General features: G+C 73.9%; 10 protein-coding genes and 1 pseudogene. 6 read left to right on the top strand and 5 right to left on the bottom strand.

Annotated elements, in window-relative coordinates; all coding sequences use genetic code 11:
- A pseudogene (locus tag QR78_RS35680) lies at positions 1 to 1,061 on the bottom strand (hypothetical protein); the annotation flags it as partial.
- Between the two features lie 259 nt (positions 1,062 to 1,320).
- On the opposite strand from QR78_RS35680, the gene QR78_RS25810 reads away from it, so the two are divergent.
- The 3 genes from QR78_RS25810 to QR78_RS25800 all read left to right on the top strand — a co-directional run bounded on the left by QR78_RS25810 (position 1,321) and on the right by QR78_RS25800 (position 4,696).
- Positions 1,321 to 1,554, top strand: a complete 234-nt coding sequence (locus QR78_RS25810) for a heavy-metal-associated domain-containing protein (protein WP_244276603.1) — start codon at positions 1,321 to 1,323, stop codon at positions 1,552 to 1,554.
- 157 nt (positions 1,555 to 1,711) lie between these two features.
- Positions 1,712 to 3,610 carry a sensor histidine kinase gene (locus QR78_RS25805; RefSeq protein WP_048430459.1) on the top strand — a complete coding sequence of 633 codons (1,899 nt, stop codon included), beginning with the start codon at positions 1,712 to 1,714 and terminating at the stop codon, positions 3,608 to 3,610.
- A 72-nt stretch (positions 3,611 to 3,682) separates the two neighbouring features.
- Positions 3,683 to 4,696 carry a peptidoglycan-binding protein gene (locus QR78_RS25800; RefSeq protein WP_053221093.1) on the top strand — a complete coding sequence of 338 codons (1,014 nt, stop codon included), beginning with the start codon at positions 3,683 to 3,685 and terminating at the stop codon, positions 4,694 to 4,696.
- A 121-nt stretch (positions 4,697 to 4,817) separates the two neighbouring features.
- On the opposite strand, the gene QR78_RS25795 is transcribed toward QR78_RS25800, so the two are convergent.
- The 3 genes from QR78_RS25795 to zapE form a co-directional block, all read right to left on the bottom strand.
- Positions 4,818 to 5,405 (bottom strand): NUDIX domain-containing protein, encoded by a 588-nt coding sequence (locus QR78_RS25795; RefSeq protein ID WP_048430458.1) that lies wholly within the window; start codon positions 5,403 to 5,405, stop codon positions 4,818 to 4,820.
- Positions 5,406 to 5,496: 91 nt separating this feature from the next.
- Positions 5,497 to 6,633 (bottom strand): M20 family metallopeptidase, encoded by a 1,137-nt coding sequence (locus QR78_RS25790; protein WP_048430457.1) that lies wholly within the window; start codon positions 6,631 to 6,633, stop codon positions 5,497 to 5,499.
- 84 nt (positions 6,634 to 6,717) lie between these two features.
- Positions 6,718 to 7,917, bottom strand: a complete 1,200-nt coding sequence (zapE, locus tag QR78_RS25785; protein WP_048430456.1) for a cell division protein ZapE — start codon at positions 7,915 to 7,917, stop codon at positions 6,718 to 6,720.
- Between the two features lie 212 nt (positions 7,918 to 8,129).
- On the opposite strand from zapE, the gene QR78_RS25780 reads away from it, so the two are divergent.
- Both QR78_RS25780 and QR78_RS25775 read left to right on the top strand, forming a co-directional pair.
- The gene (locus QR78_RS25780) at positions 8,130 to 8,702 is read left to right on the top strand and encodes a GNAT family N-acetyltransferase (protein ID WP_048430455.1); all 573 of its coding nucleotides are present in this window, start codon (positions 8,130 to 8,132) and stop codon (positions 8,700 to 8,702) included.
- A gap of 151 nt (positions 8,703 to 8,853) precedes the next feature.
- Complete coding sequence (locus QR78_RS25775; protein ID WP_048430454.1) at positions 8,854 to 9,051, top strand: hypothetical protein; 198 nt, start codon at positions 8,854 to 8,856, stop codon at positions 9,049 to 9,051.
- Positions 9,052 to 9,094: 43 nt separating this feature from the next.
- Here QR78_RS25775 and QR78_RS25770 read toward each other — a convergent pair whose 3' ends face one another.
- A complete protein-coding gene (locus tag QR78_RS25770) occupies positions 9,095 to 10,153 on the bottom strand; it encodes a phosphotransferase (protein ID WP_048430453.1) in 1,059 nt (352 codons plus the stop codon).
- 175 nt (positions 10,154 to 10,328) lie between these two features.
- Here QR78_RS25770 and QR78_RS25765 point away from each other — a divergent pair, with 175 nt between their 5' ends.
- Complete coding sequence (locus tag QR78_RS25765) at positions 10,329 to 10,922, top strand: invasion associated locus B family protein (RefSeq protein WP_048430452.1); 594 nt, start codon at positions 10,329 to 10,331, stop codon at positions 10,920 to 10,922.
- The last annotated feature ends 155 nt before the right edge of the window (positions 10,923 to 11,077 follow it).

Genomic DNA, 11,077 nt, shown 5'->3' with positions numbered 1-11,077 from the left:
CCGTGGCGCTCCAGCACCCGCAGGAAGTCCGACGGTGCCAGGAGGGCGTCGCCGACGCGCAGGCGCGCGAGGGCTTCGTAGAACGCGACCTTGCGCTGCGGCAGGCTGACGATCGGCTGGAGATGAACCTCGAGCCCCTCGCCGAGCGCGGCGAGGATCTCGGCTTCCGGCCGCGGCGCCACGGCGGGCTCCGGCACGAAGGGGCGGCGCGGCGCCGGCGCGGCCTCGCGCGGCAGGATCGGATCGGCCTGCGGGACCCGCTCGGCCACCGGCTCGGGCCGGGCCTGCACCGCCGCGGCCTGCGCGGCCGGGGCGGCGGAAGACCAGGATGGCGCGGTCTGGGGCGCCTGCGCGGGGACGGCCGGGGAGGGCGCCGACATCGGGGCGTAGGCCGGAGCCTGCGCGTAGGGCGGCGGCGCGGCGTGCACCGTCGGCTGCGGTGCCGCGGCCAGGGACGCCATCGTCATCGGCGCCGCCGGCATCGGCGCAGGAGCAGGCGGGACGGGGGCGAGTTGCGCAGCCTGGGTTGCCTGCGCGGCATGGGCGACGGGCGCGGCCTGGGCGACGGGCGCGGCCTGGACCGGCGGCGCCGTGAAGGCCGGCGTCGGAGACGCGGCCGCGGGGGTGGCCGGGGCGATTCCGGCCTTCAGGCGGATCAGGTCCTCGTCCTGGGCCGCCACCGCCACCGCGAGCTCGCGCACGATGCCGCCGAGAAGGCCGATCTCGGCCGTGACCTCGGACAGGCCGTTCTGCAGATCGGCGACCGGCGCGGCGGGCGCGCCCCGCTGCTCGACGGCGAGGAGGCGGCGCGACAGCAGGTCGATCTCGCCCGACATCCGCTCGACCTGCGCGGCCAGGCGTCCGGCCCGTCGGTAGGCGAGCGCGGTCGCGACGCCGCCGAGGGCGGCGGCCACCAGGGCCGTCCCGGCCACCGCGCCGAGGAGGGGCGCCGACAGGAATGCGACCGCAAGGCAGACCGCGCCCGCCAGGAGGCAGGAGAGGCTGAGGGCGATCCGACCCGCCGACGACCGATCGGCGCGCCGGCCGATCATGAGGGCCATGGCGATTCCTCTTAGAGCATCGAGGACGTGCCGGGTCTCGCGGGAACCCGACGCGTCCCCGGTTGTCGCCGAGGTGCCGGATGCCCGCAAGACGCGGCTGCGGGCTTCCCACGCTTTTCGCCCGACCTTGTCCGAGGTGCCGCAGTACCCGACATGGCTTGTGCGGCCCTGGCGTGCCGCGCGACGGTTCGGCGGGCACCGGCGGAGCGTCGTGACTGATGGCGGCATTGAAGGGCCGCGGCAAGGGAGAGTTTTGGCGATGACGATCGACCGGGCCGATGGACGGATGGACCTGACGATGAAGGTCGAGGGCATGACCTGCGGCGGATGCGCTGCGGCGGTGACGAAGGCGATCCGTCGCCTCGACCCGGAGGCCGAGGTGTCGGTGGACCTGGAGCGCGGCCAGGTCGCGGTCGTGACCGGCGCCCAGGCCCTCGACATCGCCCAGGCCCTGGGCCGCGCCGGCTACGATGCCGAGGCGATGACCGGCTGACATGAGCAGGAGCAGGCCCGGGGCTCGGTGATCCGTGGACAGGTTTTCCACCCGCCCTGCGCTCTAACGTTCGTTTAAGCCGCCTCTGCGAGGGTTTCCGGGAGTTCGCAGAGTAGGGGCGCCGGGGCCGCAGGGTTCCTCGCGCTGGCGTGGCGGTGTGCATATCAACAGTGCCTTTGCGTCCCTGGTCGATGCCCGCCTGACGGGTCTCGTCCATGAATCCACCGCCGGCGACCCGGCCGAGAGGGCCCGCCACGAGCGGTTCCTGATCTCCCGGCTCGCCACCGGCGCGGTGCTGATGGCGATGCTGCCCCCCTATCTCCTGTGGCGCGGCGTGCCGACCCTCGTCGAGGCGGCGGCGGCGGCCTGCCTGATCCTGCCGGTCTTCGCCGCCCTGCTGCTGGCGCGGACCGGCAACCTGACGCTCGCGCACGGCGTGTCCTCGGCGGCGCTGACCGGCCTCGTCGTGTGCCTGGCGAGCCTCACCGGCGGGCCGAGCTCGGCGGTCACGATCTGGCTCGTGATGATCCCGGTCGAGGCGTTGCTCGCCGGCTCGCACCGCGCCGCCCTGGTGGCGGCCCTCCTGGCCATGCTGGGGGCGGTCGCGGTCGCGGTCATCGAGCCCGCCACGGGCTTCGGCTTCTTCGCCTGGCCCTCGGCCCTGGCGATGCCGGTCTTCGCCATCACGGCGATCTGCCACGTCCTCGCGCTCTCCCTCGAGCATCGCCGCCGGGAGGGCCGCTGGAGCGCGCGGCTCAATGCCGCCTCGATGCGCGACGCGCTTCTCCTCGATGCCATCGACGATCTCGTGACCTGGCACGACCGCACCGGCAGCGTGCTGCAGGCGAGCCCCGCCGCCCGCTCGCTCGCCGGGACGACGCCCGACGCCCTCGAAGGCCGCGGTCTGTTCAACCGCGTCCACGTCTCCGACCGGCCGGCCTTCCTGACCGCGCTCAGCGCCGCCGCCGTCCAGGCCCAGCCGGTGACGGTGCAGTTCCGCCTGCATGCCGCGGGCGAGGCCGGCGAGGCCGGGCCGGTGATCTGGGCCGAGATGCGTGCCCACCGGGTGCCGGGCGCGATGGTGCCGGCGGTGGCCGGCGAGGCGGCCGTGGTGGCGGTGACCCGCGACGTGTCGGAGCACCGGCGCCGGTCCGAGGAGATCGAGGAGGCCCGCGCGGCGGCCGAGCGCGCCGACGAGGTCAAGAGCCGCTTCCTCGCCACGGTCAGCCACGAGCTGCGCACCCCGCTCAACGCCATCATCGGCTTCTCGGAGATGCTGGAGGCCGAATCGACCCTGGCGCTCGGGCCCGAGCGGCGGCGCGAATATGCCGGCATCATCCATTCCTCGGGCCGGCACCTGCTCGAGGTGGTCAACACCCTCCTCGACATGTCGCGGATCCAGAGCGGCAACTTCGACTACGCGCCCGAGCCGTTCGAGATCGCCGGCCTCGCCCGTGGCGTCTGCGACCTGATGCAGATCCGCGCCGACCAGGGCGGGGTGCGCCTGCGGCGCGAGATCGCCGCCGACCTGCCGGAGGTCACCGCCGACCCGCGCGCCTGCCGGCAGATGCTGATCAACCTCCTGTCGAACGCCGTGAAGTTCACGCCCCGCGGCGGCGACGTGACGCTCTCTGTGCGCCGGGTGTTCGACCGGATCGAGATGGCGGTGACCGATACGGGCATCGGCATCGCCGAGGCCGACCTGCCGCGGCTCGGCGATCCGTTCTTCCAGGCCGGCCTCGGGGCCGGATCCGGCTACGGCCGCCCGCATGAGGGCACCGGCCTCGGGCTCTCGGTGGTGCGCGGCCTCGTCGGGCTGCACCACGGCGAGCTCACCGTCGAGAGCGGTCCGTCCCGGGGCACCCGGGTGGTCGTCACCCTGCCGCTCGATTGCCGCGTCGGCCGCGGCGATCCCGGCAACCCGGTGCCGATCCGCACCGCCGCCCTCGCGGCGGCCGGTTCGGTCCCGGCGGCCTTGCCGTCCGGGGCGTTGCCTCCGCCCGCGGCCCCCGTCCCGGGCGAGCTGCCCGCCGCCGCGCTGCGGCTCACCGGCTGAGCCACGCGCCGTGCCGGCGGATCCTGAGACCCCCGCAAGCGGCCGATCGATCGAATCCGGAAAGGAGATGCGATGTCCGAGGCGCCAGCCCGGAGACGCGACGGAGCCCTCGACCGTCGCCGCGACGCGGCCCCGCCCCGTCGTCCCGACGATGCGCCGGCCCGCCGGCACGATCCCGACGTCGCTCTTCCCGGCGCGGCCGCGGCCGAACCGGGCCTGACCGCCGAGGCGCGGCCGGCACCGCGCCCGCGTTCGGCCCCCCGGGCCCCGCGCGTCGCCCGGGCCGCGCCGCGTCCGGCCGGTCCCCTCGATCGTCTGCGGGGGCGGGCCGACCGGCTGATGCGGCACCCGGCCGGCATCGTCGGCGGCCTCCTGGCCCTCGGGGCGGTGGCGGCGGTGGCGGCGAACGCCCTCAGCTTCCAGACCGGGCGCCACCCGGCGCCGCTCTTCGCGAAGGCGCCCGTCGGCAAGGTCCCGCCCGCGGGCGCGTCCTCCGCGGGCGCGGCGGTGGACGGTGCCCCGGCGTCGCGATCCTCCGCCGACAAGGCGAGCCCCGACCGGCCGGCCTCGGACACCCGCGCCGCGCAGGCCGCCGAGCCGGCGCCGCGAGCCTCCAAGCCCGACGCCATCGGCGCGCTGCTGCGCGGTGAGGACCACACGACGGCGTCTCTCGGGTCAAAGTCCTCCCCCGCCAGACCCGCGCCCGACAGGCCCGCGAAAGCGACTTCGGCCCGGGAGAGCGCGAGCCACGCGCCTGCGCTTCGCGAGGCCGCGCCCCGTGCGACGCCGGCCAAGGCTCCCCATTCCCCGGCCCCGGTCCGCGAGGCGAGGGCGGGGGAGCCGAAGGCCTCGGCGCTGCACGCCGTCCCACCCGCGGCCGGGGCGAAGCCCGACAAGGCCGTCGCCTACGCGCAGCGCGCCCTGATCAAGCTCGGCTACGGCCCGCTGACCGTCGACGGCATCGCCGGCCCGACCACCCGCGCCGCCCTCGCCCGATTCGAGCGCGAGCGCCGCCTGCCCGGCGCCAGCGTGGCGCGCCGGACCCTGCAGGAGCTGGAAGCGCGCTCGGGCCTCAAGCCCGAGTGAGCCTTAGGCGGGGCCGCCCGGACGATGTTCCGCGACGAAATCCACCGCGGTCCGCGGGCGATCGGGCCTGGCTTCCCGAAACGGAGCATGAGGGTGCAATGCATCCCCGAAAGACGCTCCGCTACATCCGCAGCAAGCCCAGGAGATCCGCCGGCAGGTCGCCCCGCCGGGCCCGCTCGGCGAGGCACAGCAGCAAGGCCACGCTCGGCCCGTCGGTGATCGCGCCCGACAGGGCCTCGCCCACAGCCTCCGCGAAGGGCAGGCGGCGCAGGCGCAGGCTCTCCTGCGGGTCCGGATCGGCCGGGCCGCGCGTCAGGTTCCAGGCGACGAAGCCCGGGACCCGCTCGCTCGAGATGCCGGGCGAGGCGTCGAGCCGCAACACTTCGAGCCAGGATCCCGCCTCGTCCCCGGTCTCCTCCCGGAGTTCGCGCCGGGCCGTGGCCAGCGCGTCGTCGGAGACCGGGCCGGAGCCGCGGGGCAGCTCCCAGGTGAAGCGGTCGAGGACGTAGCGGTACTGGCCGATCAGGGTGACCCGGCCCGCGGGATCGACCGGCAGCACCGCGACGCCGAACACCTTGAAGCGCAGGGCGACATGCGGGTGCTCGCGGCCGGATTCATGGCGCAACTGGTCGAGGTCGACGCCGAGATAGCGGTCCTCGTAGCGGCGCTCGCGGGACAGCGTGACCCAGGGGTTTTTGCGGTCGGTCATGCGCGTGGGTTATCCGTGCCGAGGCCGCATCCTTCGGGGATGCGGGCCGGCAACGCGGGGCGGGCGCGAAAGATCGCGCCGCCCCTCGCACTCACAGCGTCTCCAGCAGCCGCTGCATCAGCCGCAGCCGCGGCGCGATCGAGGAGATCAGGCCGTATTCCTGGAGCGTGTGCGCCCCGTCGCCGTCGATGCCGAGCCCGTCGAGGGTCGGGATGCCGAGGGCCGCCGTGAAGTTGCCGTCCGAGCCGCCGCCGGTGAGCGGCACCTCGCCGAGGTCGAGCCCGAGCTCGTCGCGCGCGAGCGCCTTGGCGTGGGCGTAGAGCGCGGCGCCGGCCTCGGCGTCGTAGGGCGGCCGGTTCATGCCGCCGGTCACCGTGACCCGGAAATCCGGCGAGGCGCTAAGCCCGAGGATGCGGCCGGCATAATCCTGCCCGTCGGCGGCGGTGACCACCCGCAGGTCGACGGCGAAGCGGCAATGCTGCGGCACCACGTTCTCGGCGGTGCCGCCGAGAATCGTCCCGACCGTGGTGGTGACGCCGCGGGCATAGTCGGTCAGCCCCTCGATCTCCAGGATCAGCCGGGCGGCCTCCCGGATGGCGTTGCGGCCGTCGGCGTGGCGAGTGCCGGCATGCGAGGGCCGGCCCTCGACATGGACGTCGAAGCGGCCCACCCCCTTGCGCCCGGTCACCACCTTGCCGCCGTCGCGGCCGGGCTCGGTGACGAGCACCGCGGCGCTCGTCCGGCCGAGATCCTCGATCAGCCCGCGGGTCGAGACTGAGCCGGTCTCCTCGTCGCTGCTGAACAGGAAGGTGAGGGGACGCCGCGCAAGCCCGCCATGGGCCGCCGCCGCGAAGGCCTGGAGCGCCAGCCAGGCGCCGCCCTTCATGTCGTAGACCCCCGGGCCATAGAGCCGGTCGCCCTCGACCCGCACCGGCAGGTCGTTCGCGAGCGTGCCGATCGGGTGCACGGTGTCGAGGTGGGACAGGACCAGAAGGCCGGGCTCGCCGTTCCGCGGGCCGGCCCGCAGGATCAGGTTGTCGCCGAAACCGTCCCGGCCCGGCACCCGCTCGGCGGTCAGACCCAGGTCGGCGGCCTCTCCGGCGACGAGGTCCATCATCCGGTTGACGCCCTCGGCGGAGTCCGTCGGGCTCTCCACCGCCAGCCAGCGCGAGATCGCCGCGACGGCACGCTCGGGCGACAGGTCGGTCTGATGCGGGGAGGGGGTCATCGGGGGCCTCGGGAACAATGATCTAACAACGCGGACGCGCCATCGCTTCGGCGCGCCGAATGCGGCACAATCAAGAAACGCGTCTCAGGTTTCCACCAGCCCCGTCGTGCTCCCCGAGGCCTCGGAATCCGGCCGTCCATGCGGCAGGGCGAGGTATTCCTCCGAGCGCATCTCGATCAGGCGCGAGACCGTGCGCTCGAACTCGAACGCCTCGCGGCCGGAATCGGCGAGATACAGCCCGGTCGGCTCGGCGGCGGCGGAGGCGAGCAGCTTGGTGCGGGTGTCGTAGAGCGCGTCGACCAGGATGATGAAGCGCTTGGCCTCGTTGCGCTGGGGCATGTCCATCACCGGGATGCCGTCGATGATCACGGTGTGGAAGCGCTCGGCGAGCGCCAGGTAGTCGGCGGCGCCGAGGGGCCGGGCGCAGAGATCCGCGAAGGTGAAGCGGGCGACGCCGCCGGCCGCTTCGGGGATCGCCACGTCGTGGCCCTTGACCTGGATCGTCGCCGGCCGGCCCTGCGCCTCGCCGGACAGGGCCCGGAACGCCCCGGTGAGGGCCGAAGCCGCCGCGTCGTCCGCCGGGACGTGGTAGACCGGGCTGCCGCCGAGCTTTTCCAGGCGAAAGTCGGTGCGCGAATCGAGCCGCACGACCGCGACCCGCTCCTTCAGTTGGTCGATGAAGGGCAGGAACAGGGCGCGGTTGAGCCCGCCCTCGTAGAGCCGGTCGGGCTCGACGTTCGAGGTCGCCACCATCACGGTACCGCGGGCGAAGAGCGCCGTGAACAGCCGCCCGAGGATCATCGCGTCGGCGATGTCGGTGACCGTGAACTCGTCGAAGCAGAGGAGCCGCGCCTCCGCCGCCAGGGCCTCGGCCACCGGCTGGATCGGGTCGTCGCCCTTCGCGGTGCCCTGCTTCACCGCCTGGCGGTGGCGGTGGATGCGCTCGTGGACGTCGCCCATGAAGGCGTGGAAGTGCACCCGGCGCTTCGGGGCCGGGGCCTCCTCGTGGAAGAGGTCCATCAGCATGGTCTTGCCGCGGCCGACCAGGCCCCAGACGTAGAGGCCGCGCGGGCCCGCCACCGGCTCGGGCTTGCGGCCGAACAACCGGCCGAGCATGCCGGGGCTCGCCGGCGGCGGCACGGCGGCGAGGTCGCGGATCACCCCGTCGAGGCGATCGACGAGGACGGTCTGGGCGGGATCGCGCTCGATCGCGCCCGACGCCACCAGGGCATCGTAGCGGGCGGCGACCGGGCCGGCGGCGGCGGAAGCGGGGCTTTGGGTCACGGCACGGGGCTTAGCCCGCGGGGCGGGCCCACGCAATGCGGTCGCATCATGGCGGCCGCATGCGCCGGGGGCACGGCCGTCGTGCCGTGCGGCCCCGGAACGGCACCCCCATCTGTTGCATTGCACAATCCCGGTTTCGACCGGGCCCGGTTTCGGCCGGGATGGGGAAACGCTCGAGATCGTGCCGTCCTTGTCCGGAGTGCACCTCGAGAATGCCAGACACCCGAGAAATTCCCGCCGGCACCCTGGTCCGGCGCCTCTGGTCGAGCGACCGCGACGCGGTCGTCGGCCTGTTTCGCGACCTCGACCCCGATTCGCGCTTCGATCGCTTCATGGGCGCGGTGAGCGAGGCGGCGGCCGCGGCCTACGCCTCGCACGCCGTCTCCGCCGAGGGCCTGGTCTTCGGCGCCTTCGCGGACGGGATCCTGCGGGGCATCGGCGAATTGCGGCCGACGGGCGCGTCCGCGGAGGCCGAAATCGCCTTCACGGTCGCGCCTGGCCATCGTGGCCGCGGGCTCGGCGCCGCCCTCGGCGCGCGCCTGGCCGAGGCCGCCCGCAACGCCGGCACGCGTCGGCTCCACCTGCGCTGCCTTCCCGGCAACCGGCGGATGCGGGCGCTGGCCCAGCGCCTCGGCGCCGAGTTCCGCCTCGGCGGGCGGGAGGTCCATGCCGTCCTGGCGCTGAGCCCGCCGACGCTCTTCTCGCTCTGGCGCGAGGGGATCGACGGCGTGTTCGACGCCGCCGCCGCCGCCTCGGCCGCATGGCCGACGGTGCCGCTCGTCTGAGAGGCGCCGCCGAGGTTCCCGGGCGCCCGCGTCCGGCCGAGCTTCGTGAACGGAATCTTCAGACAGGGCCGGATCCCGCCACCATCCGGCCCCGTCCGCGCCGGATTGTCCGGGTCAAACCGGACCCGAGACAGCAGGAGGGGAGATCCCGATGCAGGCCGTCCGATCCACCCGCGGCGAGGAGACCGCCGCGCTCGAACGCTCCGTCGAGGCCGCGCTCCGCACCATCGCGGCGGTCCAGGCCGAGCGCAGCGCGCCGCAGGTCCGCTCCGCCCGGCTGCGGCTCGCGACGATCTACGGCGTCACCCGCCTCCAGCGGCGGCGCGAGCGCGAACGCGCCGCCGGCTGAATTCCGCCGGCGGTCGGCACGCGACCTCGCGGCTGCCCTTCCCTCAAGCCTGGCTGCGCGCCAGCTCCCAGCCCCGCTCGGCGAGCGCGATGCCGAGGGCGCCCTTCTGGCTCGCCTCGTCGCTCGAGGCGTTGCCGGCCTTCGAGCGGGCGAGCACGCCCTCCAGGATCACCGCCAGGCGGAACAGCGCGAAGGCGACGTGGAATGGGGTGATGCCGTCCTTGCGCCCGGTCCGCTCGCAGTAGCGGCGCACGTACTCGTCCTGGGTCGGGATGCCGAGGGCCGGCAGGTCGCGCCCGAGCATGCCGCGATAGGCGGTCGGGTCGGTGTTGTAGGCGATGCAGTTGTAGCCGAGATCGGCGAGCGGGTGGCCGAGGGTCGCCAGCTCCCAGTCGATGATGCCGATCACCCGCGGCTCGGTCTTGTGGAAGATCATGTTGTCGAGGCGGAAATCGCCGTGGACGATCCGGGTCTCGTCGCTGTCCGCCGGAATGTGGGCCGGCAACCACTCGGCGAGGCGGTCGATCGCGGCGTTCTCGCGGGTCTTCGAGGCGGTCCACTGCTTCGACCAGCGCTCGACCTGGCGCTGGAAGTAGTTGCCGGCGCGGCCGAAATCGGCGAGCCCGATCGCCGCCGGGTCGACGAGATGGAGGCGCGCCAGCGCCTCGTTCATCCCGTCGTAGATCCCGGCCCGCTCCTCGCGAGGCAGTTCCGGCAGCATCGGGTCCCAGAACACCCGGCCGTGCAGCCGCTCCATCAGGTAGAACGGCGTGCCGATCACCGCGGGGTCGGCGCAGAAGGCGACCGCCTGCGGCACCGGCACGTCGGTACGCGACAGGGCCTGCAGCACCCGGAACTCCCGGTCGACCGCGTGGGCCGAGGGCAGGAGCTTGCCCGGCGGCTGCTTGCGCAGCACGTATTCGCCGGCCTCGGCCATCACCAGGAAGGTCGGGTTCGACTGCCCGCCGCGCATCTGCCGCAACTCGTGCAGGGCGCCCAGCCCCTGCTCCCGCAGGAAGGCCTCCAGGGCCTCGGTCGGGAAGCGGTGCGCCTCGCGCACCGGGATGGTTTCGGGCAGGTCCGACGGGGATGGGGCAGTCATGCGACCTTCGCGGCCTTTCTCGCGTGCGTTTCCGGGCGGGACCTTGCCCCACCGGCGCGCCAGGGTCATTCCTGCACCGCAGCAATTCGGCGAAGCGGCGGTGTAGCCCACTGATTTCGCCGCATTTTCCGGCAATCGGGTGGGCAAGCGCACCGCCCGCGACTAGAGTTCCCGCATGATTCGCGCATTCCTCCTGGCCGCCGCCGGCCTGTCCCTCCTCGTCCTGCCCGCCGCGGCCAAACCGAAGCCCAAGGCCGAGGCCGCTCCCGCCAGCCTGCAGGCGAGCCCGATCGGCACCTTCGGCGACTGGAACGTCTTCGCCGCGGGCGAGGGCAAGTCGCGCCTCTGCTACGCGATCAGCCAGCCGCAGGTGCGGCTGCCCAAGAGCCTCAAGCGCGATCCGGCCTACCTCTTCGTCACCGTGCGCAAGGGCGAGAAGGTCAACAACGAGGTCGCGGTGATGCTCGGCTTCGCGCCCAAGCCCGGCAGCGCCCAGGCCACCACGGCGGCGGCCAACGGCGCCGTGCCGAGCCCGAGCGCCGCCGACCCCAGCCTGACGATCGGCTCGGCCCGCTACGCGCTGGTGGTGAAGGGCAGCAACGCCTGGGTCCAGAACCCGGCCGACGAGGGCAAGGTCGTCGCCGAGATGGCCCGGGGCAAGAAGGTCGTGGTCAAGGCGGTCTCGCAGCGCGGCAACGCCTCGACCGACGAATACGCCCTCGACGGCTTCGGCGAGGCGATGAAGCGCACCCGCGAGGAGTGCAAGTAGGCTGGGATATCCCCGGAGCCGGCGAGGCGGGGGCCTCTCCGGCCCGGCCCCGCCCGAACGGGCGCCCCAAGCAGATTTCGCCGAAGCGGAAACCGGTTCGGCGGCAAAAATCTGCGATAAAGCAAGAACCTCAGTGGACTTGCGTTGGCCTGCCC

The organism is Methylobacterium indicum (assembly GCF_001043895.1).
Taxonomy (GTDB): Bacteria; Pseudomonadota; Alphaproteobacteria; order Rhizobiales; family Beijerinckiaceae; genus Methylobacterium; species Methylobacterium indicum.
The sequence above is the reverse complement of the archived record's forward strand: the minus strand, read 5'-3'. Positions and strand labels throughout refer to the sequence as shown.

Excerpts from the sequence above, each read along its gene's own strand:
- QR78_RS25795 (WP_048430458.1), bottom strand. The coding sequence starts at position 5,405 with ATGACCGACCGCAAAAACCCCTGGGTCACGCTGTCCCGCGAGCGCCGC.
- QR78_RS25810 (WP_244276603.1), top strand. The coding sequence starts at position 1,321 with ATGACGATCGACCGGGCCGATGGACGGATGGACCTGACGATGAAGGTC.
- QR78_RS25790 (WP_048430457.1), bottom strand. The coding sequence starts at position 6,633 with ATGACCCCCTCCCCGCATCAGACCGACCTGTCGCCCGAGCGTGCCGTC.
- QR78_RS25800 (WP_053221093.1), top strand. The coding sequence starts at position 3,683 with ATGTCCGAGGCGCCAGCCCGGAGACGCGACGGAGCCCTCGACCGTCGC.
- QR78_RS25770 (WP_048430453.1), bottom strand. The coding sequence starts at position 10,153 with ATGACTGCCCCATCCCCGTCGGACCTGCCCGAAACCATCCCGGTGCGC.
- QR78_RS25780 (WP_048430455.1), top strand. The coding sequence starts at position 8,130 with ATGCCAGACACCCGAGAAATTCCCGCCGGCACCCTGGTCCGGCGCCTC.
- QR78_RS25765 (WP_048430452.1), top strand. The coding sequence starts at position 10,329 with ATGATTCGCGCATTCCTCCTGGCCGCCGCCGGCCTGTCCCTCCTCGTC.
- QR78_RS25775 (WP_048430454.1), top strand. The coding sequence starts at position 8,854 with ATGCAGGCCGTCCGATCCACCCGCGGCGAGGAGACCGCCGCGCTCGAA.